This window comes from Nocardia terpenica, assembly GCF_013186535.1.
GTDB lineage: Bacteria > Actinomycetota > Actinomycetes > Mycobacteriales > Mycobacteriaceae > Nocardia > Nocardia terpenica.
Map to the genome: position 1 here is coordinate 684,333 of NZ_JABMCZ010000005.1, position 22,437 is coordinate 706,769.

General features: G+C 68.8%; 18 protein-coding genes. 2 read left to right on the top strand and 16 right to left on the bottom strand.

The annotated features are described in order from the left end of the window. Positions 1 to 14: 14 nt before the first annotated feature. The 10 genes from HPY32_RS39045 to HPY32_RS39090 all read right to left on the bottom strand — a co-directional run bounded on the left by HPY32_RS39045 (position 15) and on the right by HPY32_RS39090 (position 13,199). Positions 15 to 1,058, bottom strand: a complete 1,044-nt coding sequence (locus HPY32_RS39045) for an NUDIX hydrolase (protein ID WP_067595787.1) — start codon at positions 1,056 to 1,058, stop codon at positions 15 to 17. Further along, the gene (locus HPY32_RS39050) at positions 1,058 to 2,182 is read right to left on the bottom strand and encodes a glycosyltransferase family 4 protein (protein ID WP_067587944.1); all 1,125 of its coding nucleotides are present in this window, start codon (positions 2,180 to 2,182) and stop codon (positions 1,058 to 1,060) included. Before HPY32_RS39050 ends, HPY32_RS39045 begins: the two co-directional genes overlap by 1 nt. Continuing rightward, positions 2,179 to 3,171 carry a phosphatidylinositol mannoside acyltransferase gene (locus HPY32_RS39055; protein WP_067587940.1) on the bottom strand — a complete coding sequence of 331 codons (993 nt, stop codon included), beginning with the start codon at positions 3,169 to 3,171 and terminating at the stop codon, positions 2,179 to 2,181. Before HPY32_RS39055 ends, HPY32_RS39050 begins: the two co-directional genes overlap by 4 nt. Positions 3,172 to 3,180: 9 nt before the next feature. After that, positions 3,181 to 3,852, bottom strand: coding sequence for a phosphatidylinositol phosphate synthase (gene pgsA / locus HPY32_RS39060; protein WP_067587937.1), 672 nt, complete (start codon positions 3,850 to 3,852; stop codon positions 3,181 to 3,183). Between the two features lie 2 nt (positions 3,853 to 3,854). Beyond that, positions 3,855 to 4,457 (bottom strand): ATP adenylyltransferase, encoded by a 603-nt coding sequence (locus HPY32_RS39065; RefSeq protein WP_067587934.1) that lies wholly within the window; start codon positions 4,455 to 4,457, stop codon positions 3,855 to 3,857. Next, positions 4,454 to 6,511 (bottom strand): threonine--tRNA ligase, encoded by a 2,058-nt coding sequence (thrS, locus tag HPY32_RS39070; protein ID WP_067587931.1) that lies wholly within the window; start codon positions 6,509 to 6,511, stop codon positions 4,454 to 4,456. The genes HPY32_RS39065 and thrS overlap by 4 nt, the downstream gene beginning before the upstream one ends. A 109-nt stretch (positions 6,512 to 6,620) precedes the next feature. Further along, positions 6,621 to 7,283, bottom strand: a complete 663-nt coding sequence (locus tag HPY32_RS39075; RefSeq protein WP_231951635.1) for a (2Fe-2S)-binding protein — start codon at positions 7,281 to 7,283, stop codon at positions 6,621 to 6,623. Positions 7,284 to 7,414: 131 nt separating this feature from the next. Further along, on the bottom strand, positions 7,415 to 11,233 hold the full coding sequence (locus HPY32_RS46370) for an nSTAND1 domain-containing NTPase (RefSeq protein ID WP_156674444.1): 3,819 nt from the start codon (positions 11,231 to 11,233) through the stop codon (positions 7,415 to 7,417). A 154-nt stretch (positions 11,234 to 11,387) separates the two neighbouring features. Further along, entirely contained in the window at positions 11,388 to 12,320 is a 933-nt protein-coding gene (locus tag HPY32_RS39085; RefSeq protein ID WP_156674443.1) for a hypothetical protein, read from the bottom strand. Positions 12,321 to 12,962: 642 nt separating this feature from the next. Continuing rightward, entirely contained in the window at positions 12,963 to 13,199 is a 237-nt protein-coding gene (locus tag HPY32_RS39090; RefSeq protein WP_231951634.1) for a hypothetical protein, read from the bottom strand. Between the two features lie 113 nt (positions 13,200 to 13,312). On the opposite strand from HPY32_RS39090, the gene HPY32_RS39095 reads away from it, so the two are divergent. Next, complete coding sequence (locus HPY32_RS39095) at positions 13,313 to 14,563, top strand: helix-turn-helix domain-containing protein (RefSeq protein WP_507236521.1); 1,251 nt, start codon at positions 13,313 to 13,315, stop codon at positions 14,561 to 14,563. Positions 14,564 to 14,986: 423 nt separating this feature from the next. On the opposite strand, the gene xylB is transcribed toward HPY32_RS39095, so the two are convergent. Genes xylB through HPY32_RS39110 form a run of 3 tightly spaced genes read right to left on the bottom strand, consistent with a single transcriptional unit; the run spans position 14,987 to position 18,216 of the window. Continuing rightward, positions 14,987 to 16,381: a xylulokinase gene (gene xylB / locus HPY32_RS39100; RefSeq protein WP_309247572.1), complete on the bottom strand. Its 1,395-nt coding sequence runs from the start codon at positions 16,379 to 16,381 to the stop codon at positions 14,987 to 14,989. A 22-nt stretch (positions 16,382 to 16,403) separates the two neighbouring features. Continuing rightward, positions 16,404 to 17,402 carry a zinc-dependent alcohol dehydrogenase family protein gene (locus tag HPY32_RS39105; protein ID WP_067587914.1) on the bottom strand — a complete coding sequence of 333 codons (999 nt, stop codon included), beginning with the start codon at positions 17,400 to 17,402 and terminating at the stop codon, positions 16,404 to 16,406. A gap of 16 nt (positions 17,403 to 17,418) precedes the next feature. Then, entirely contained in the window at positions 17,419 to 18,216 is a 798-nt protein-coding gene (locus tag HPY32_RS39110; protein ID WP_067587911.1) for a DeoR/GlpR family DNA-binding transcription regulator, read from the bottom strand. A gap of 113 nt (positions 18,217 to 18,329) precedes the next feature. Here HPY32_RS39110 and HPY32_RS39115 point away from each other — a divergent pair, with 113 nt between their 5' ends. Next, the gene (locus tag HPY32_RS39115; protein ID WP_197696493.1) at positions 18,330 to 19,622 is read left to right on the top strand and encodes an MFS transporter; all 1,293 of its coding nucleotides are present in this window, start codon (positions 18,330 to 18,332) and stop codon (positions 19,620 to 19,622) included. 276 nt (positions 19,623 to 19,898) lie between these two features. Here the strand turns inward: HPY32_RS39115 and HPY32_RS39120 are convergent, their stop codons facing one another. The 3 genes from HPY32_RS39120 to HPY32_RS39130 form a co-directional block, all read right to left on the bottom strand. Then, entirely contained in the window at positions 19,899 to 21,137 is a 1,239-nt protein-coding gene (locus tag HPY32_RS39120) for a glycosyltransferase (protein ID WP_067595782.1), read from the bottom strand. 86 nt (positions 21,138 to 21,223) lie between these two features. Further along, a complete protein-coding gene (locus HPY32_RS39125) occupies positions 21,224 to 21,433 on the bottom strand; it encodes a DUF397 domain-containing protein (RefSeq protein WP_082871354.1) in 210 nt (69 codons plus the stop codon). Then, positions 21,430 to 22,332, bottom strand: a complete 903-nt coding sequence (locus HPY32_RS39130; protein ID WP_067587908.1) for a helix-turn-helix domain-containing protein — start codon at positions 22,330 to 22,332, stop codon at positions 21,430 to 21,432. The genes HPY32_RS39125 and HPY32_RS39130 overlap by 4 nt, the downstream gene beginning before the upstream one ends. Positions 22,333 to 22,437 lie beyond the last annotated feature (105 nt).

Consider the following 22,437-nt stretch of genomic DNA (forward strand, 5'->3'; position numbering starts at 1 on the left):
GCCCCCCAATTCGATCAGCGGATGGAACGGACTTCCGGCTCGGTGTCGTTCGCCATCACCGCGACCGCCTCCGAAAGCAACTGGTCTAGATGGTACGGATACACCGTCTCCCCCTTGCCATCCAGATCGACGATATCGCTCGGCGCGCACCACTTGTTGTCCGTGACGCACCGCTTCTCCCACACCGTCGGTTGAGCCGGTTTCGGGTCGAAACAGCGGGTGCGGGCTACGAAGAACAGCTCCTCGGAGCGGATGAGTTCGCCGTCGAAGGGGAACACCGCTACTCGGCGCCAGATGGGGCCGTACAGGGCGGAAGAGTCCAGGGCGCAGCCGGTTTCCTCCCAGAGTTCGCGGATCGCGGCCTCGCGCAGCGCTTCTCCGGGTTCGATGCCGCCGCCGACGGTGAACCAGAAGGGGATGTCGGGGGTGCGGGGGTCGTGGCCGCGCATGAGCAGGACGCGATCGTTCTCGTCGAGCAGGATCACGCGGGCGGAGGTTCGGACGGTATCGACGTCCAGACCCGTTGTGGCGGCGGGGGTTACGCGTTCGGCGATCTCGAAGTAGGTCGGCAGCGGGGCGGTGCCGCCGAGGTGCAGCAGGCGCACGGGGCGGCGGGTGCGCAGGGCGAGGGTGTCGCGGACGGCGTCGTTGTGGAAGCGGCGGGCGATCAGCACCCGGGCCTCGGCGTCGGCCAGTTCGGCGACCAGCTGGGTGGGCAGCAGGGCGATATCGATCGCGGAAAGCGCGGTGGCGAGCTGGTTTTCGGCGGTCTCGCGGTCGGCCCAGTCGACGCGCTCGGCCCGGTCCGCCAGGGTGTGCAGGCGTCGGGCCTGCTCGGCGACCGCGGCATCCGCGCCGGGTCCGACGATCGACAGCGCCAGCGCGCGGGCCACCACCGCGCGGCGGGCCAGCGCCGCCTCCAGCGCGTGGCGGGCCTGGTCGCTGCGCACGTGCAGGCGGTCCAGCCGGTTGGCCGTGGAGTACGCCCACACGCCCACCGTGATGAGCAGCGCCGCGACCAGGGCGAGAACGAGTATGGTGGTCGCGGAGAAGGTGATCATCCGGCGGTCCTCACCCGGGTGTCGCCGACGGTGACCGTCTCGTACACCCGCAGAATCTGTTCGGCCACCACGGGCCAATCGTATTCGCCGACAACCTGGTTCGCGGCCTTCACCAGGCTCTCGCGGCGGCCTGGATCGGCGAGCAGCCCGGTCAGCGCCTCCGCCAGCCGGGCCGAATCACCCACGGGCACCAGCACTCCCGCGGCGCCGTCGCGCAGCACCCGGCGGAAGGCGTCCAATTCCGCTGCCACCACGGCGGTTCCGGCGGCCATCGCCTCCACCAGCACGATGCCGAAGCTTTCGCCGCCGATATTGGGCGCGCAGTACACGTCCGCGCTGCGCATGGCCGACGCCTTCTCCGCATCCGACACCTGCCCCAGGAACCGCAGGTGCCCGGCGTGCTCACCGGCCTCGCGGCGCAGCCGGTCCTCGTCGCCGCGGCCCACGATCAGGATCTGCACGTCCGGATGCCGCCGCACCAGCGTCGGCAGCGCGCCCAGCAGCACCGCCATCCCCTTGCGCGGCTCGTCGTAGCGGCCCAGGAACAGCACCGTGCCGCCCGCGCGCGGATAGCCGTCCAGCAGCGGCGCGTGCGCGAACGCGGGCACGTCGACCCCGTTCGGGATCTCCACCGCGTCGCCGCCCAGCGCCTCCACCTGCCAGCGCCGCGCCAGCTCCGACACCGCGATGCGGCCGCTGATCTTCTCGTGATACGGCCGCAGCACCCCCTGAAACGTGCTCAGCACCAACGATTTCGTGGTCGAGGTGTGGAAGGTGGCCACGATCGGCCCCTCGGCGATCTTCAGCGCCAGCATCGACAGGCTCGGGGCGTTCGGCTCGTGGATGTGCAGCACGTCGAAGTCGTTGTCGGTGATCCAGCGCCGGATCCGGGTGTAGGCGGTCGGGCCGAACGACAGCCGCGCCACCGACCCGTTGTACGGGATCGCCACCGCCTTGCCCGCCGACACCACGAAGTCGGGCAGGTCGGTGCCCTCGGAGGCCGGGGCCAGCACGCTCACCCGGTGCCCGCGCTCGGTCAGCACCTGCGCCAGCTCGACGACATGGGACTGCACCCCGCCCGGCACGTCGAACGAGTACGGGCAGACCATGCCGATCTTCATGACGCCTCGTCCCGCGCCGGGTCGCGCTCGCCCAGCCCGGCCTGCGCCGCCGCGATCCGGTCGCGGCGCGCCTGCGACAGATCCGACTCCCACAGCGGTTGCAGCATGTGCCAGTCGGCCGGATGCTCGGCGATATTGGCCGCGAACCGGGTGGCCAGCTCCTGGGTCGCCGCCGCCACCCCCACCGAGACATCCAGCGGCGGTTCGACTTTCAGGCCCCAGCCCTCCCGGCCCGCGTCGTCGACGGTGTACCAGGCGTGCACCGGCATCAGCGCCGCGCCGGTCTCGATCGCGAGTTTGGCCGCGCCCGCGGGCATCCAGGTCCGTTCCCCGAACATGGTCACCGGCACCCCCTTACCGGTCAGGTCGCGCTCACCCATCAGGCACACGACTCGATTCTCCCGCAGTCGCTCGGCCAGTTGGGGAAACGGCGGCTGCTCGCCGCCGGTCAGCGGGAACACCTCGAAGCCGAGGCTCTCGCGGTAGGCGACGAACCGCTCGAACAGCGATTCCGGTTTCAGCCGCTCGGCGACGGTGGTCAGGCCGCCGTAGTGCTGCACCAGCCACACTCCGGCCATATCCCAGTTCCCCGAATGCGGCAGCACGAAGATCGCGCCGCGGCCCGCCGCCAGCGCGACATCCAGATTCTCGATCCCGACCGGTGCGGGCATCAGCGACGAATTCGCCAGTGCCGCATGGTCCATGGTCGGCAGCCGGAACGCCTCGCGCCAGTAGCGCGCGTAGGACCGCATCGACGCCCGCACCAGATCGTCGGGCACCGCCAGCGGTTCGACGCCCAGCACCCGGGCGAGATTGCGGCGCAACTGATTCGGCACGCCGGTCCGATGCGCGGCGCGGTTGGCCCGCCGCCCGGCCCGATCACCGCCGAGGTCGAACAGCCGCCGTGCGGTGCGCTCCGGCAGGGCGCGGACCAGCCGCCAGCCCGCCGCGTACGCCGTATCGGTCAGCGCGGATTTCCATTCCGTCACGCGCGCCCCCTATGTCGTTGTGCCGGGCTCGACCTTGCCCGCGGGTGTGATCACGTCGCGGGCGCCGGCCGAGTTGCGTACCTCCAGCACGCGCTGGAACACCGTGACAATACTGAGCACGGCGAGGATGTACATCGCGGCGTAGACCGCGTAGGTGAGCCAGCCGATCCCCCAGTAGCCGCCGATGCCGGTGAATCCGGCGCCGACGAGCACGATCACCAGCCGGTCCGGGCGCTCGATGATGCCGCCGTCGGCCGACAGCCCGCTCGCCTCGGCGCGCGCCTTGGCGTAGGAGATGACCTGGGAGGTCACCAGCACGATCAGCGTCGCCACGAACAGATGCCTGCTCTGCTCGTGATAGACCGCCCACCAGGCGAGCGCGCCGAAGATCGCGCCGTCGGCGACCCGGTCGCAGGTGGCGTCCAGCACCGCACCGTATTTGGTGCCGCCGCCGCGGGCGCGCGCCATGGCGCCGTCGAGCATGTCGAACATGACGAACAGCCAGATCACCATCGTTCCCCAGAACAGGTGATCGGTGGGGAACAGCGTCACCGCGGCCACGATCGAGGCCGTCGTGCCGATCAGCGTCACCGCGTCGGGCGTGAGCCCGGTACGCACCAGCGCTTTGCCCAGTGGCGCAGTCGCTTTGGCGAACGTCTCACGACCGAAGAAGCTCAGCACGGCTACTCGTTGTCCTTCCAGGCATCCGCCAGCAGTGCCCGGGTCTCCCGCAGCAGTTGCGGCATGACCTTCACCCCGCCGACGACGGTGATGAAGTTCGCGTCGCCGCCCCAGCGCGGCACGATGTGCTGGTGTAAATGGTCGGCGAGCGAACCGCCCGCCACCCCACCGAGATTCAGGCCGACATTGAAGCCCTCCGGCCGCGACACCCGCTTCATCACCCGGATCGCGCGCTGTGTGAACGCCATCAGCTCGGCGCTCTCCTCCGCGGTGAGGTCCTCCAGGTTGGCGACCCGGCGGTACGGGACCACCATCATGTGACCGGGGTTGTACGGGTACAGGTTCAGCACCGCGTACACCCACTGCCCGCGCGCGACGACCAGGCCGTCCTCGTCGGACATCTTGGGGATGTCGGTGAACGGGTGCCCGGACGAGGTGGGCGCGTCGTTCTTGCGCGCGTCCCGGTCGGAGACCGCGCCGGTGATGTAGGACATCCGGTACGGCGTCCACAGTCGCTGCAGCCGGTCCGGTTCGCCCGCGCCCCTGTCCACGATCTGCCCCGAATCCTCGTGTGCCACGGTGTCTTCCACGGTGCCCTCGCTCATGCCCCACCGGCCACGATCGCGAAACCCTCGGCCGTCGGCGAGGCGTTGCGGCGCCGCCGGATCCAGTCCACCACGGTGGCCACCGCGTCGGCGACCGGCACGCCGTTGACCTGGGTGCCGTCGCGGAAGCGGAAGCTCACCGCGCCCGCGGTCACGTCGCGCTCACCGGCCAGCAGCATGAACGGCACCTTCTGCGCGGTGTGGTTGAAGATCTTCTTCTGCATGCGGTCGTCGCTGCGGTCGACCTCGGCGCGCACCCCGGCGTCGCGCAGCCGCTCGATCACCCCGTCCAGGTGCGGGGCGAAGGCGTCGGCGACCGGGATGCCCACCGCCTGCACCGGCGACAGCCAGGCCGGGAACGCACCGGCGTAATGCTCGGTGAGCACGCCGAAGAACCGCTCGATGGAACCGAACAGGGCCCGGTGGATCATGACCGGGCGCTGCTTGGTGCCGTCGGAGGCGGTGTACTCCAGCTCGAACCGCTCGGGCAGGTTGAAGTCGAGCTGAATGGTCGACATCTGCCAGGTCCGGCCCAGGGCGTCCTTGGCCTGCACGGAGATCTTCGGGCCGTAGAACGCGGCACCGCCCGGATCCGGCACCAGCTCCAGGCCGGACGCGTGGGCCACCTTCTCGAGCGTGGCGGTGGCCTCCTCCCAGATCTCGTCCGAGCCGACGAACTTGTCCGGGTCCTTGGTGGACAGCTCCAGGTAGAAGTCCTCCAGGCCGTAGTCCTTGAGCAGCGACAGCACGAAGTTCAGCGTGTCGGTGAGCTCCGCGTGCATCTGCTCCTTGGTGCAGTAGATGTGCGCGTCGTCCTGGGTCATGCCCCGCACCCGGGTCAGGCCGTGCACCACGCCCGACTTCTCGTAGCGGTACACCGAGCCGAATTCGAACAGCCGCAGCGGCAGTTCCCGATACGACCGGCCGCGGGCCCGGAAGATCAGGTTGTGCATCGGGCAGTTCATCGGCTTGACGTAGTAGTCCTGGCCCGGCTTGCGGACGGTGCCGTCCTCGTTGTACTCCGCGTCCAGGTGCATCGCGGGGAACATGCCGTCGCGGTACCAGTCCAGGTGCCCGGACACCTCGAACAGGTGGCCCTTGGTGATGTGCGGGGTGTTGACGAATTCGTAGCCCGCGTCGACGTGGCGGCGGCGCGAGTACTCCTCGAGCTCCTTGCGGATGATGCCGCCCCTGGGGTGGAACACCGGTAGGCCCGAGCCCAATTCGTCGGGGAAGGAGAACAGGTCCAGCTCCAGGCCGAGCTTGCGGTGGTCGCGCTTCTCGGCCTCGGCCAGCAGGTGCAGGTACGCGTCCTGCGCCTCCTGCGATTCCCACGCGGTGCCGTAGATGCGTTGCAGGTCCTCGCGGTTCTGGTCGCCCCGCCAGTACGCGGCGGAGCTGCGGGTCAGCTTGAACGCCGGGATGTATTTGGTGGTCGGGCAGTGCGGGCCGCGGCACAGGTCGCCCCACACCTTCTCGCCGGTGCGCGGGTCGAGGTTGTCGTAGACGGTGAGCTCGTTGCCGCCGACCTCCATGACCTCCGGGTCGTCGATGCCGGACTTGTCGTCGATCAGCTCCAGCTTGAACGGCTCCTTGGCCAGTTCGACGCGGGCCTCGTCGATGTCGACCACCCGGCGCGAAAACCGCTGCGCGCCTTTGATGATCTTCTTCATCCGGGATTCCAGCTTGGCCAGGTCCTCGGGGGTGAAGGGGCGCTCGACCTGGAAGTCGTAGTAGAAGCCGTCCTTGATGAACGGGCCGATGCCCAGCTTGGCGTCGGGGAATTCCTGCTGCACGGCCTGGGCCAGCACGTGCGCGGCGGAGTGCCGGATCACGTTGCGGCCGTCGGCGGAGGCGGCGTTCACCGGCTCGACCTCGGCGTCGGTGTCGGGGGTCCAGGACAGATCCTTGAGGTTGCCCTCCGGATCGCGAACGACGATCACCGCGTCGGGGCCCTTGTTCGGCAGGCCGGCCTCGCGCAGCGCGGCGCCCGCCGTCGTCCCGGCCGGCACCCGAACGAGGGCGGCGGGGGTGCTGCGGGCTGAGGTGGTCACGGCTGCGCTCTCCTTGACATTCTCTGGGGACCGGAACTCTGTCGTTCCAGGCCGGATGATGGTTCGCTCCGGCGCGACCATGCTATCGGGAGCGTGGCGGTGACGGAGGTCAGCCCCGGGCCGCCAGCTCGGTGAGCATCGCGTGCCGCTGGGCGGGCGGGCGTTTCGGGCAGCTCGTGCACATCTGGCACCCCGGCGCCTCGAACACCAGGCAGCAGGAGATGCGCCGCACGAACGTGCGCCCGCCGACATCGGTGAATCGCGGCACCGGCAGCCGCCCCGCGACCTCACCCGCCAGCCGCGACCCGGCCTCGGCGTCCCCCGCGTCCAGGGCGCGATTGCCGATCGCATCGGCGACGACCGCCCACAGCGACGCCACACTCGCACCGGATACCTCGGCGACCGCGGGGATGATGCGCGCCAACGACTTTCGCAGGGCACGGCCGACCTCGGCGGGGTCCTGTGGCGCGTCGCCGGGCAGCGGCAGCACGCGCTCCACTCCCCCGTCGGGGCGGATTTCGCACAGCAGGTGGTCGAGCTCCGGGCTCGGCGCGCGCCGCCGCGTGGCGTAGGCGGTGACGATCGGGTCGATCAGTGAGGACGCGGCCATGCACCACCACAGGGTTCCCGAGACCCGCGAATCGCCGGTCCCCCACGAGATTCCCATATCGGCGATGCGTTCGGCCAGCCATCGCGGGCTCGTCAGCACGGTAGCGGACACCATCGCCCCCGGACCGGTCTCGCTCACCGTCACCACCGCTTCCGCAACCATGTCCATCCGACTCCGATCCGGCCGCTCCACAGTCCACCTTGGCACGCCCACCACCTGCGGGCGAAGGATTTTCACTCAGCCTAGGCGTTGTTCCGGCGCCCGGTCGTCCGCCACGCCCGGCCTCCTCGGAATCACTTGGGACACAGGTCGATATCGGCGAGCGAGACCGCCGAGTCCGCCGCGGAGCCGGGATCCGGGCCCACGACCGAGGTGCGGCACAGCTGGGCGGCGACCTCCGCGGGATCGGTGATCCAGCGCTCCGAGGCCCAGTCCGCGATGCCGAGGACGCGGTGGCCGCCGGTCCGGTCGAAGCGCACGAACCAGCGCGAGCCGATATCGGTGGAGATCGAGCTGCCCAGCGGAATCGGCCGGGCGGGATCGCCGATGTCCCACAGCCGGACGGTCTGGTCCACCCCCGCCGAGACCAGTCGGCGACCGGACCCGTCGATGGACAGATCGGTCGCCGACGCGGTGCGCACCACCGTGCTCGGCGCTCGGCCGCCGGAGAGGTCGCCGACGTCCCAGGAGCGGATGGATTCGTCGTCTCCGCCGCTGAACAGGTGCCGTCCGTCGGCGGCGAAGACCAGGGCCGAGACCGGCCCCTCGTGCCCGGTGAGCCGCGCCCGCAATACCGGCCGATGCGGATCGCCGATGTCCCACAGATAGATCGCGGCGTCACCGGCCCCGGCGGCGACGAGGGTCCCGTCCGGCGAGATGGCGAGGGACCGGAACGATCGAGTGGTGTCGGCCGCGGCGGTGCCGAGCGGGCGCGGGTGGGCCGGGTCGGCGATATCCCACAGCCGGATCGAGAAATCGTCGTCACCGGTGACGAGCACCTTCCCGTCCGGTGTGAACCCGGTTCCGGCGAAGTATCGGGTGCGCAGCGGCAGCGGCCCACCGAGCGGAACCGGCCGGGCAGGGTCGCGCAATCCCCACAGTTGCACGCCGCCGCCCTCGGTATCGGCCGCGGCGAGCACCGCGCCGTCGGGCCGGATCTCCACGCGCGCACCGTGATACGGCGGCAGATCGGCGCGGGCTTCGCCCGCGGGCGCGATCCGGTCGCGGGTCACGGTCCACACCTGGAACCGGCCGTCCGCACCCCCGGTGACCATGTGGGTTCCGGAATGGTCGAGATCCATCGAGGTGAACGGCGTGTCGGTGGCCACGGGGATGTCGGCGCTGGGCCGGGTCCAGAACCGGACCCGGCCGTCGGCGCCCGCGGAGATCAGATGCGCGTCGTCGGCCAGGACGGCGAGTTGCAGTGCCGACACCGCGCCGCGATTACCGCCGACCGGGCGGCCGAACGGCTGGAACCCGGCGGCCGTCTGCTGCCACAGGCACACGGTCCCGTCGGCGCTGCCGGAGGCCATCTGCCCACCGGGGCCGAACAGCAGCGCGTCGACGGCGGCATAGTGCAGCGTCTGCGGCAGGCCGAATTCCCGTGGCGCGGCGCGATCGGCGAGCGTCCACATGCGCACGGTCCCGCTCGCGGTTCCCACCGCGAGGTGATCGTCCTCGCCGAAGGCGAGGGCATGCACGGCATTACCGGTCGTCAGCGGCGCACCGAGCGGGCCGATCCGTCCCGGTTCGGCGATGGACCATATTCGGATGGTGTGGTCGTCGCCGCCGCTGGCGACCATGGTGCCGTCGAGGCTCACCGCCAGCGCCCGAATCGCGTCGGCGTGTGCGGGAATTCGTTCGATCGGGCGCGGGGCCGCGGGGTCGGCGACATCGATCAGCGTCAGCCCGCCGTCCTCACACCCGACGATGATCGATCGCCCGTCGGTGGCGTACACGATCGACAGCGCGGGCGCGGACACATTCAGAACGCCCAGTGCGCGAGGATGTTTCGGATCGCGGACGTCCCAGAGCCGGACGGTGTCGTCGTAGCTCGCGCTGGCCAGCACGCCGCCGTCCGGGGCGAAGGCGACCGAGGTCACCGACCGGCTGTGCCCGCGCAGCCCGTCGCCCACGGCGGCGAAGACATCGCCGGTGAGCGACCACAGGCGCACCCGCGCATCGTCACCGGCGCTGGCGAGCAACCGATGTGCCGCGTGGTAGGCGAGGCCGGAGATCTTTCCCGCATGCCGTTCGGCCGAGGCGTGGATCACGGGCCCGGACTGGGTGGACAGCAGGCGAGCCTGGGTCTCCGGGTCGTTCGGTCGAATCCGGTAGGCCGCCAGCGCCATTCGTGTCGATACCACGGGGTCGAAACTCTCCGTACGCTGTGATTCGCGGATCAGCGCGGTCACCTCGGCGTCGGTGCGCTCGCGCAGGACGGTGTGGCGCTGGATGATCACCAGCACGGCCGCCACCAGCACGGCGACGACCAGCAGTGCCGCCGCGGCCCGCGTCATCCGGCGGCGCGTGGACAATTCCCGTTGCCGCCGAGCCGATTCGGCGACGAACTCCCGTGCGATGCGGTTGATCGAGCCGCCGCTGCCGGTCACCACGTCGACCGTCTCCAGCCGCTTGGCGTCGTAGAGCAGCTCCGCCGGTTGGCCTTCGGCGGACCAGGCGCGGGCGTCCTCCTCGATCCGGTGCCGGGCCGGGCCGAATTCCTTTTCCTCCGAAACCCATTCGGCCATGCGCGGCCATACGCGGGGCACCGCGTCGTGCAGCAGCTCGAGCTCGCCGTCGTGCACCATGACGAGCCGGGCGTCGACCAGGCGGGCGATCACCGTCTCGGTCAGTGCCGGATCGGTGGATTCGTCGACAATGGCCCGGTGCGACACGCGGTTTCGGGTGACCGATCGCGGTCCGACGACCGTGAGCGTCATCAGAATCGCTCGCGCGAAACGCTTTTCGTCGTCGGTGAGCCCGGACCAGGCGCGCTCGGCCGTGGCCGCGACCGATCCCGCCATGCCGCCCGCGTCCCGGTACGCCTGCAAGGTCAGGGTCCGCCCCTGGCGGCGCGACCATGTCGCCTCGAGCACGTGCGACAGCAGCGGCAGCAGGGCGGCCTTGCCGTCGTCGGAGGTCGCGGCGTCCAGGTCGCGCAGAATGACGTCGACGAGCGCGGGCTCGGCCTTCAGACCGCAGGCCAGGGCCGGGCCGACCACCGCATCGCGCAGCTCCGCCTCGGTCATCGCGCCCACGATGACCGAGGCGTCCTTCATCGCCCTGGCCAGCAGCGGATATTGGATGAGGTCGTTGAAGAAGTCGGAGCGGATCGCGAGCACCGCGGTGACCGGCCGCGCGGCATCGGGCGCGGTGCGGTGCCGCAATTCGTCGACGAAGGCCCGGCGGTCCGCGCCGTTCTCGCAGAGCGTGAACAGCTCCTCGCCCTGATCGATGAGCAGCAGGGTGTCGCGGTCGCCGCGGACCCGGCCGAGTGCGGCGCGCAGCGTGTCGCTCGGCCGCGCGCCGGGGCTGAGCAGAATCGGGGCACGCGCCTGCGGATTCGCCTGCAGGCCCGCCGCGAGCAGCGACGACTTACCCGCGCCCGACACACCCACCACCAGGACCAGCCTGGGGATCTCACCGTCCCGCTCGACCGTGGCGATCGCCTCGAGCACGGCCTCGCGGGCGGTATCGCGGCCGAAGTACAGGTCCGCGTCCTCGGCGCGGTAGGACGACAGGCCCCGGTACGGCGGATGGTCCGGTTCCCGCACGCGCAGCGCGAGCACCCCTTGATCGTTCTTCGCCTGCTGCCAGGCAATTCGCCAGCGACCCAGATCGAGCAGGGTGGTGTCGACCGTCTCGGCCTGCGCCCGCTCCTTCGCGTCGGCAATGAGCACCGAGAGGGCGGGCAGCACGGATTCGAAGGTGGCGGGGACGCGATTGCCGCGGCGCCAGTCGCTGATCCGCTGCACGGTCACCGGGCTCGCACCCGGAATGCTGCGCGTATTCGCCCTGCGCACAACCGATTTGATCGTCGGTGAGCCCGCGATGCGGAACAGCGCGGTCAACCGCTCGGCGAAGCGCTGACGCGCACCTGCTGCTACCACGGGCAGACTCCTCGAGGATCCGATGACAGGGCTCGAACTGGCACTCGGCACCGCGATCGTTCGAAGGTAACAGCTGGCGGCGAGTATTCAGCTAATTTCCAGCCGGAACGGGCGGGCCCGCGCTGAGGGACCCGCCCGTCTCCGGACCGTCGAATCAGAAGGGCAGTGCGATGCCGAACTGACCGGCGACAGTGCGGACGGTATCGACGCCCGCCGCGACCGGGTCGGCCACCGGAGCCGGAGCGGCAGCAGGGGCCGGGGCGGGGGCCACGGCGGCGAGCGATGCCGCTACCTGACTCACCGGGTCCGGAGCCGCAACAGCCGCGGCCGGGGACGCGTCGGGCTCCACCTTCGGCGTCATCTCGTCGGTGCCGAAGAAGTCGGCCGACCCGAGTGCGGTTCCGGCGAGCGCACCGACGGCGGCGCCGATGCCACCACCGACCACACCGCCGACCGCGGCACCGAGCGGAGCCGTAATCGGCGCGGTCAACGCGGCACCGGACGCGGCGCCCAGCACCGTGCCACTCACGCCACCGATGGCCACACCGATCGGAAACCCAAGGGCCGCACCGATCGGAGCACCGACAATGCACCCGACACCCGCGTACGGCAGGCCGACCAGACAGCCCACCCCCGCACCGATGGCCGCACCGGCCACGCCGCCGAGCGCCATACCACCGATACCGAGCACCGTCCCGCCGGTAATGGCCCCCGGCAGCGTCGAAGCCGCGCTCCCGACCACCGCACCGGTCGCCGCACCGACCGTGCCGCCGACCGCCGCCCCACGCGCGGCCCCGGCCCGAGCCGCATTGTCGATGGTCGGCACCTTCACCTGCGTCCCGGCCACATCCCGCACCTCGACCGGATCGGCCGCAGCGGCCACCGGGGCCAGCGGCAGGTAGTACTCCGCCGTCGCGGCCTCCGGGGTCGAGACCTGGGTAATAGCCAGCAGCGGCGAGTCCACCGCCTGCGGCGAGGGCGCGACAATGGTGCCCGCATCGGCGGCACCCATGGTGGCGGCGACGATAACGGGAACGGCCGCAGCCAGAGTCACAGTGGCGGTCAGCTTGGAAGTGGAGAGTTTCATGATGATTGTCCTTTCCTAGATGCAAGATCAGTCCCAGCGTCGGCCGCCGACATACATACGACCGATCGCCAACGATTCAGCTGAGTTCCGCCTTCCCTTTCGGACTACCGACGTGATTTCCACATTTCATTCAGGTAGCCGAACATTTGCTGTCGATGCGACCCAAGGATGCGAAAATCCGCACCCACCCGTCAAAGCCTCAACCTCCTGCAGAACCCGAATCCACAGGTCAAACCCTGCGGGCAAAAAATCCGCAGCGGATTTTCCTCGTCGGCGAATGCGATTCCGGCATTGGAATAGCACACCTGCGGAACACCCGATGCTGTGGTTAGCCACGCATAGGACTCAGCCGCGGGTTTGCTGTAGAGAAAGAATCCGGCCGATAGACCCGATCAGCCAATAGCCCGGCCGAGCGCGAATACCACCTCACACAGCCCCTCCTCCACTCGAACGAGGCGAATGCGACGGAGGTAGATAAGGCCATCGAATGGACCCACGCACCAAGCCCCAGCGTCCCGCCGATCGCTTCTCGCCGGTCCGCCCGCCGGACCGACGACCGTCACCGGCGCGGCCAACACGCCCACACCAGCACGGCCAGCGGCAGCCCGACCGCGAATACCAGGCCCAGCGCAATCGGCCCACTCATCCCAGCCGCCCCGGCGGCATCGCCGCCCAACGCGAGAAACTCATTCGCGGGCAAGCCGTTTCGACATCAGCAATGCACATCACCGAGTGCAGCATGATCGCGTCGAGATGCGCCGACGCAGGAGTGATCACAGCATCGACATCGGCCGCACGTACCTGATCGACAAGCGGCAGCGACGTGTCTTCCGGCGACCAGATCAGCACGTAGCCCAACAGCCGCGCGAGCCGCCGCACCTGCGCGGCTTCCCATTCCGGCGCGATCGAGACCGCGGTGTCGATCCACCCCAGCGCGGTCGGTTGGCCCTCATTTCCCGCTCCTCAGCGATTTCCCGCTCCTCAGCGTCGTTGTGCCCCTGGAAACCCGACGCCGAGGCAGTAGTTGCGGACTGCGACTTCGGCGTCCACAACCGCCCTACGATGACCACATGGACGACGCGCAGCCGGGCGAGACCGTGGTTACGGGTGCGCGCCTGCGAGCTGCGCGTGAGGCGCTCGGTATCAGCCTTTCCGCGATGTCTGCCCGAACTCATTTTTCGAAATCCCTACTGGGACAACTCGAAACCGGTCGGAGGCGAGTCAGGCCCGAGCACGAAAGCGCCTACGCCGATGCGCTCGGAATTGGGTCTGAATTGTTCGTCGAACCGGCCGACGGTGAGCGAGCGGCGGCCGAGTGGATGCAGCGGATCGCGGCTTCGGACATCGGCGGTGACACCCTCGATCGGCTGGAGTTGGCGGTAGACGACTTGGCATCGGCTTATCCGACGACGCCGCCCGCCGATCTGCTCATGCGCATCCGGCAGCATCTGGGCTATGCCGGGCGTCTGATGGATTCCACGATGACCTTGACTCAGCATCGGCGGCTACTCGTGACGGCAGGCTGGCTCTCTTTGTTGGCGAGCACCTGCCATATCGACCTTGGTGAACTGTCGGCCGCAGCGGCACGCGGGCACCTGGCGTGGAAGCTTGCCGATGAAGCCGAGCATTCGGAGATCTCGGCGTGGTGCCTCGAAACCCGAGCCTGGCAGCGACTGACGGACGGCGATTATGCGCAGGCGGCCAAGCTGTCCCGCGCCGCGCAGGACATCGCCCCACCGGGAAGCTCAGCATTCATACAGGCGACCGCCCAGGAGGGGCGCGCGCTGGCGCGGCTCGGTGATACCAAGGGCACCTACAACGCCCTGCGGCGGGTCGCTCGGATCGTGTCCCCGCTGCCTCTCCCCGACCGGCCCGAACACCACTTCCGTTACGACCCGGCGAAAGCCGACGCCTATGTGGCGACAACGCTTTCGTGGCTCGGCGACCCGGCCGCCGTGCCGTACGCGCGCCACGTGCTCGCCGATCTCACCGAGGCGGCATCGGTACGTCCGCGTCGCGCTGCGTCGGCGAACCTGGACTTGGGCCTGGCGCTCGTCGGCGCTGGCAAGCCGGATGAGGCCGCGCATGCTGCACTCGCCGCAGTCACGTCCGGGCGATTGGTGCCGTCGAACTTTTGGCGTGTCTCCGAGATCATTACCGGTATCGAGGGCCGCGACGCGGCAGATGCCGCGACCGTCCGAGAGGCATTCCGCGATACATATCCCGTAACCTCGAGCGGCTGACGCATGACCGCGCGAAGTGCCGGGCACCAGGGCCGAACTGGCGTCCGCTGATTATCGCTGAAGTGCATACCATCAGATCACCGGCCCATATGAACTCGCGTCCGCCCAGACTCCACCCCGTCATCCCGTCAGACGCCACCCCGTCATCCCGTCAGACACCACCCCGCGATCCCGCCAGACGCCACCCCGCGATCCCGCCAGACGCCACCCCGCGATCCCGGCAGACACCACCCCGTCATCCCGCCAGACACCACCCCACGATCCCGGCAGACACCACCCCGCGATCCCGGCACGCTTTTGGCCGGGATCCACCGAAACCCGCAGCGTACCAGTAGATTCCGGCCAAAAGCACGCCGGAATCACGGACGCCCGTGGCGACATCGCGTCACGAACCTCAACAATCCGCCTGCCGTGCAAGCACATTCACCGACCGTACATAGACTTCCACGCCCGATCATAAGCCGCTCGAACACCCTGCCCGGCTGCTCCCCCATCGTCGGGCCGCCCCACCTCAACTGCACCGGGTCGCGGCGCCCACACCGGCGGTTCGGCCGTACCGGCGAGTGCCCAGGCCGCCTGCCGCGCCGCGCCGAGGGCCGCGTATTCGTCTGGCTCCGGGACGGTTACGGCGGTGCCGAAGATGTGGGCGGCGACCTCGCCGACGATCGGGGCCTTGGCCGCGCCGCCGATGAGTAGCACCCGTTCGATTCGAATTCCGCGCTCGCGCAGGGCATCCAGCGCGGCGGCCATGCCGCACAGCATGCCTTCGACGGCGGCGCGGGCGAGGTTGTGCGGGTACATATTGGCCTTGCGCATGCCGAGCAGGGTGCCGGAGGCGTCGGGCAGGTTCGGGGTGCGTTCCCCGCCGAGGTACGGCAGCAGGACCAGGCCGCCCGCACCCGGCCCGGCGCTGCGAGCGAGCGTATCGATCTCCTCGAGGTCGGTGCCGAGCATGCGGGCCGTGGAGCTGAGCACCCGGGCGGCATTGAGGGTGCACACCAGCGGCAGGAATTGCCCTGTGGCATCGGCGAATCCGGCAACCGCGCCGGACGGATCGGCGGTGGGATGCGGGCAGCGGGCGAAGGCGGTGCCGCTGGTGCCGAGCGAGACGACCACATCGCCGTCGGCAATGCCGAGACCGAGCGCGGCGGCCATATTGTCCCCGGTGCCCGCGGCGACGAGAATACCCTCGGGAGTGCGCCCGGCGATCCCGGCCGGAGGCAGCACACGCGGCAATTCCGGTGCGCGGCCGCGGAAAGCGAGGCGGAGCAGATCCTCGCGATAACGATCCTCGGCCGGGGACCAGTATCCGGTCCCGGAGGCGTCGCCGCGATCGGTGACCGGGACCGCCCCGCTACCCGGACCGCCGCACAACCGCCAGGTCAGCCAATCATGCGGCAGCACAACCATTTTCGTCCGATCCGCGAGATCCGGCTCGGTGTCGGCGAGCCAGCGCAGCTTGCTGGCGGTGAGCGAGGCGACCGGCACGGTGCCGACCGCGTGCGCCCACTTCTCCGGCCCGCCGAGCTCCTCGATCAGGTCGGCGGCGGCCGCCGCCGAGCGAGTATCGTTCCACAGCAACGCTTCCCGCACCGGCAGACCGTCCGCACCCAGCGCCACCAGACCGTGCTGCTGCCCCGCGACGGCAATCGCGTCGACCGTGTCGAGCAGCCCGTCGGCGGCCTCGCGCAGCGCCCGCCACCACGCCTCCGGATCGACGGCCGTCCCCTCGGGATGCGCGGCACGTCCCCGCGCCAGCACCGCACCGGTCCCGGCGTCGCAGACGACGATCTTGCAAGATTGGGTGGAGCTGTCCACCCCGGCGACAATGGCCACGGCGTCAGGCCCCCGGGTGAATCTGGATCTTGCGGCCGACACCATCGCGGAACGTCTGTAACGCCTGCCCGAACTCCGCCAGCGGAAAACTATGCGTAATCATGGTATTGGCGTCGAGCACACCCGCGCCCATGAGCTCGACCGCGCGGCCGAAGCTGTGCACCACGGCCATCGATCCGACAATGGTGATCTCGTCGTTGTAGACCCGGAACGGCGAGAACCGCGCCTGCGCCCGGGTCGCAGACACCCCGAATTGCTGAAACGTTCCGCCCCGACGAACGCGGGTGAGCCCGTCCTCGATAGCCGGAATCGCTCCGGTGCAGTCGATCACGATCTCCCACCCCTGCGCCCGATCGAAATCGTCTGCGGCACAAGCAACCCCGGCCGCACCCAGCTTACGCGCCACCGCCAGGCGATCCGAGTTCAGGTCGACCATCGACACGGATGCGGCTCCGGCGCGCAGGGCCAACTGCAACATCATCAACCCCATGGTCCCCGCACCATAAATCAGATAGTGCGCACCGAGATCACGCGGCAGCATGTCGAACCCGTGCACCGCGCACGACAGCGGTTCGATCAAGGTGCCCTCGGCGAGATCGACACTGTCCGGCAGCCGATGACAGTTGGCGGCAGGCACCGAAACATACTCGGCCATAGCACCATTCACCGTATCGCCGACCGCGCCCCACCGCTCGCACAGATTGCCGCGACCGATCGAGCAGTAGTGGCAGGCCCCGCAGAACAGCGACGGATCGACCGCCACCCGATCGCCCACGACGACCCCGGTCACCCCGGACCCGCACGCCACGACCTCGCCGGTGAACTCGTGCCCGGGAATGATCGGATACGGGGTCGGCGCGAATTCGCCGTCCACGATATGGATGTCGGTGCCGCAGATGCCGACGGCGGCCACCGCCACCACCACCTCGTCCGGCTCGGGTGTCGGATCGTCCACCGTCTCAACGGAATACGAGCCCGGGGTCTGGATCACAACAGCGCGCATCGTTGCCGCCTGCCTTTCACACGGTGACGATCTCGACCGGCACGTCGCGCGCCTCGATCGCCTGGATCTCTTCCTGGGGGGTGCCCGCATCGGTGACGACGAGGTCGTAATCGGCGACGTCGCCGTAGCGGTGGGTGGCCGTGCGGCCGAACTTGCTGTGGTCGACGGGCAGCACCCGCCGCCGCGCCGCGGTCTGCATGGCCTCCTTCAGATCCGCCCACGCCTGGTCCGGGTGGTAGAGGCGACCGTCCTGCACGGCGGTGGCGGAGGAGAACATCACGTCGGCGCGGATCCGGGACAGCTGGCGCAGCGTGTCCGAGCCCGCGCACGCCTCGAAGTCGCCGCGGTAGACGCCGCCGAGCAGCATCACCCGCGTGCCGGGCGCGGACTCGGGCCCGCCGACCATGCCCGCGATCCGCAGCGAATTGGTGATCACGGTCAGCTGCTCGACCGCCGCGAGCCTGCGGGCGAGCGGGAAAAGCGTACTGCCGCAGTCCATCAGCACCGTCTGCCCGGGCGCCACGTGCCGGACCAGCACCTCGGCGAACGCCTCCTTCGCCTCGAGTTCGCTGTACTCGCGGAACCGGGTGGCGGTCTCGATGGTGATATTCGGCAGCGCCACCGCCATCCCCCGCTGCTTGCGCAGCAACTGCCGGGATTCGAGGCTGTCCAGATCGCGATGCACGGTCATGGTGCTGACCCGCAGGTTCTCGGCCAGGGTCTCGATCCGCACCGACCCCTCGGCCACGACCTGCGCCAACAGCTGCCGACGACGCTGCTCGACCTCGGCTTCGGTCGCCCGGCCATGCCTCATCCCGGTCCTCCTCGACGGCGGCATCTCACTACTTCGTACCAATATCTCACATTTTCTGTGATGTTTTGGCAATATGCTGGCAAGAACTTCGCCGGACCAGCAGGAGGTATCTGGTGGCCTACCGCACCACACCCGTCGCGACGCCCAGCGCGGAATGCGACACCCGCTCCCCCGCGCCGATGCGCTCCCTCCTCGATCGATTGGGCATCCCGGCGGCGCTGGCCTGGGGGTATCTGGGGTTGCTGCTGTTCATGATCGGGGACGGGGTGGAGGCCGGATACCTCTCGCCGTACCTGGCCGGACTGGGTTTTCGCGAGAGCTCGGTCGGGGTGATCTTCACCGTCTACGGGGTGGCCGCGGCCGTCGGCGCGTTCGCCTCCGGGGCGCTCTCGGACGCCTGGGGTCCGCGCCGGGTGATGGCGGTCGGCGCGGTCATCTGGGTCGTCTTCCAGATCCTGTTGCTCGCGGTGGCGATTCCGGCTCAGAACTACTGGCTGATCCTGATCAGCTACGGCATTCGCGGTCTCGGCTATCCCCTCTTCGCCTACAGCTTCATGGTGTGGATCATGGCGGCGGCCCCGACGCGGCAGATCGGGCGGGCGCTGGGCTGGTTCTGGTTCTCGTTCACCCTCGGCCTGCCCACGCTCGGTTCGGCCCTGGCCGCCGGGCTCATTCCCGCGATCGGCGCATACCGCACACTCTGGCTGGCGCTCGGCCTCATTGTCCTCGGTGCCGTCATCGCGCTGACCCTGCTGCGCGACCGCACCGGATTCCAGGGCCTGCTGCCACCGCAGCAGCGTGACGTAAAGCGCACGCTGCTGGGCAGTTTCACCATTCTGGCCGAGAAACCGCGAGTGGCCGTGGGCGCGACGGTGCGGCTGATCAACACCACGTCCCAGTTCGGCATCTGGGTGTTCATGCCGCTGTTCTTCATCCGGGAACTGGGTTTCACCCTCTCGGAATGGCTGCATCTGCTCACCGTGATGATGGGCACCAACCTGGCCTTCGTGGTGGTCTTCGGCGCGCTCGGCGACCGCTGGAGCTGGCGCCGCACCGTGGCCTGGTTCGGCGGATCACTGGCCGCCGCAGCATGTCTCGCGTTCTACTACCTGCCCGTGGCGGCCGGGCACAACTTCCTCGTCGCCGCCATCGCGGCCGGATCCCTGGGCGCGGGCCTGGCCGGTTACGTCCCGCTCCCGCCGCTGCTGACGGCCCAGGCCCCCGACCGCAAGGGTCAGGTCATGTCCGCCTACAGCCTCGGCGCGGGAGCCAGCGTCGCCCTCGGCCCGCTCATCGGCACCGTGTTCATCGGCCCGATAGGCGTCGCCGGAGTCATGTGGGTCTACGCGGGCCTGCACCTGCTCAGCACCGTTCTGGTCCTGCTGCTGCCGGAACCCGCCCGGTGAAACCGAACGGCCCCGGCTACCGAAGCAGCCGGGGCCGTGGACGATTCGGTGGTCTAGCCCGCGGACCCGGTGACGATGGCCTGGGCCAGGCCGAACGATGTGGAAACAACATTGATGATGGCCTGAGCGAGTGCAAAGCCAGCGCTGACGATATCCATGTCTTCCCTCCTCTGGAACTTCCAGCTGGAAACGTATCAGCTACCGCGCAGACAATCCATGCCTCCCACCGAATTTCCCGGACATTGACCTACACGGCTCGTTTCGTTTCCCGGTTGTTCACTGCGTGAGCCGTTCGACCGCGGCCACCACCTCTGCGGCACCGTCTTCCGCCGCGATCTCGGCGGCGAGACGTTCGGCGGCTGCGCGGTAGGTGGGGTCGGTGAGCGCCGAATCGATCGCCTCGGCGAGACGCTCGGCGGTGAGCCGACGACGAGACAGGGTCGCCGCGCTGACACCCAAGACGCGCAGGCGTTTTGCCCAGAATGGTTGATCGGTACCGGATGCCGGAATAGTGATCGCCGGTACTCCGGCCCGCAGGCCCGCCGCCGCGATCCCCGCGCCGCACGCGTGAATTACCGCCGAAACCCTCTCGAACAGCCAGTCGTGCGGAATGTCGCCGAGGGTGATAACGCTGTCGGACTCGACATTCAACCCGGCCCACCCCGCCTGCACCACACCGCGCACCCCGGCAATCCGCAATGCTCGGGGCACCAATTCCGACAACCTGGCGGCCTCGGCCTTGGACATATTGAGACTGCCGAATCCGACGAACACCGGCGGCGGACCGGCCTCGAGGAACGACACCACCTCCGGCGGCGGCTGCCACCCCTCCGGACGCGGCGGCCACCAATAGCCCACCACCTCCAGACCGGGCCGCCAGTCCGCAGGCCGCGGCGCGATGTGATGCGAATATCCGTGCAGGATAGGCCATTCCGCGGCAGTACGGCGACGCCGCAGGTCCGCCGCGGACACCCGCGGCAGTCCCAGATGATCGCGAAGCCCCGCAACGGTACTCGCATATATCCGATCGATTGCCGCCGCGGTGAGATATCCGATCGCACGGTTCCCCAGCCGCCCCGCCGACAACGAGGTGAGCATGGCGGGCGCATGATCCGCGGTGGTCGACACCGGCTGCAACCGCACCCCCATACTGGGAATGCCCCTGGCCTCGGCCAGCGCATGCCCCGCGAACTCCCCGTACGGGGAGAGCAACAGAATATCGGCGTCCTCGTCCCGCAACGTATCCAGCAGCCCCCGCCCGGTAGCGAGCAGCCCTGCCGGAGTAAGCAACTCCATCCCGAGCTGAACCCGCCCCTTACCGTCGAGCTCATTGCTCGGAGCAACATAGATATCGAACGGCAACCACCGCAACCCACAGGCCGCCACCAACTCGGCAAACTCCGACGGCGCGGTCAACACCACCTCATGCCCCGCCTCCCGCAACCGCACACCCACCCCGATCAAGGGCGCCACATCCCCCCGCGTGCCGAACCCCACAATCACTACCTTGGCCATCGCCACGCCCCGATACATTGTCCGAACACTGTGTGCGCCATGCTATGTGCGGATGGTGATCTTCGCTCGGTCGGCGGGGTTGGGGCTCAGGCAGGCCGGTCGAACTCGCCGTCCTTGACCTCTGCGGCGAAGGCATCCCACTCTGCGGGCGCGAAGACCAACGCCGGGCCAGTGGGATTCTTGGAGTCGCGGACGCCGACCCGGCCGCTGCTGAGATGCGCGACCTCGACGCATTCACCACCTGTCGAGCTCCGAGATGACTTGAACCATAGTGCCCCAGCTAGGTCGACAGTCACTGTTCGTATCTCCCTGCTACCTGCCTTAGCAGGTCTCTCGATGCTTGCTCCTCCAGTGTGGCGCGTCGGTTGGTTTCATGAATGTCGCGATAGAGCTGCACGTCGTCCTCTTCCTCGAAAAACGTTGCGCTGATGGTGCATTCAGTGTATACGACAGGTGGTTCGGATCGGAATGCGCGGCTGTCCGGAGGAAAGTCCACAATGGTATACGGCAGCACCAGAATTCGGTCACTCGGAAATCCCGCCGTGAACGGCAGTATCCGTATGGTGACATTGGGCAGGGTACTGCGGTCGGCCAAGTGCCGAAGCTGTGCAGCCATGATCGCTCGAGACCCGGCTATCGTATGCAGAGCACTCTCATGTATCACAAAATCTGCTTTCACCGGCATACGCGATCGAGTAATTATCGCCGCTCGTTTCATGCGCAGTTCGACGCGGCGTTCTATGTCTTCCGGTGTTTCGCTGGGGAAGTACGGCCGCTCAACAGCTCTTGCATAGCCGACTGTCTGGAGAAGGCCCGGCACCAGGAATGGCTGATAGATGGACAACCGGTCCGCAGCGGATTCGAGCCCTAGATAGGTGGTGAAGCCAGGTTTGACCAGGTGACGAGTTCCCAGGTACCACGACTTCGAAGCTGTCTGCCCGGCAAGGTCTTTCAGCTCATCGATCTCATCCTCGTCGAGCCCGTACAGACGGCCGTATCCCTCCACGATCCGTTTGGGGACCTTCTGGTTCTGCCCGTTCTCGATCCGGCCGAGCGACGTTTTACCCATCTCCATGAGCTCCACCGCCCGCTCCAGTGAGAACCCGGCCCCCTGTCGCGCAGCCTCGAGTGCCCGGCCCAGCTGTCGCCGCGGCAGCGTCGAGTCGGCTTCGTCGTCATCCTTGTCCTTCGTCATAGCTCCCCTGTCCCCTACTCGGTCCGAAACGGCCCAGGCATCAGCCCTTTTCGGGCCGATAGTACGTCCAGATCGGCCGCGTTCCTGGGACTTTGAAAGACTTGA

Bases quoted from the DNA above. Each gene is read 5' to 3' on its own strand.
- HPY32_RS39050 (WP_067587944.1), bottom strand. From the start codon at position 2,182: ATGAAGATCGGCATGGTCTGCCCGTACTCGTTCGACGTGCCGGGCGGG.
- HPY32_RS39065 (WP_067587934.1), bottom strand. From the start codon at position 4,457: ATGAGCGAGGGCACCGTGGAAGACACCGTGGCACACGAGGATTCGGGG.
- HPY32_RS39075 (WP_231951635.1), bottom strand. From the start codon at position 7,283: ATGGTTGCGGAAGCGGTGGTGACGGTGAGCGAGACCGGTCCGGGGGCG.
- HPY32_RS39085 (WP_156674443.1), bottom strand. From the start codon at position 12,320: ATGAAACTCTCCACTTCCAAGCTGACCGCCACTGTGACTCTGGCTGCG.
- HPY32_RS39105 (WP_067587914.1), bottom strand. From the start codon at position 17,402: ATGCGCGCTGTTGTGATCCAGACCCCGGGCTCGTATTCCGTTGAGACG.
- HPY32_RS39110 (WP_067587911.1), bottom strand. From the start codon at position 18,216: ATGAGGCATGGCCGGGCGACCGAAGCCGAGGTCGAGCAGCGTCGTCGG.
- HPY32_RS39120 (WP_067595782.1), bottom strand. From the start codon at position 21,137: ATGGCCAAGGTAGTGATTGTGGGGTTCGGCACGCGGGGGGATGTGGCG.
- HPY32_RS39130 (WP_067587908.1), bottom strand. From the start codon at position 22,332: ATGACGAAGGACAAGGATGACGACGAAGCCGACTCGACGCTGCCGCGG.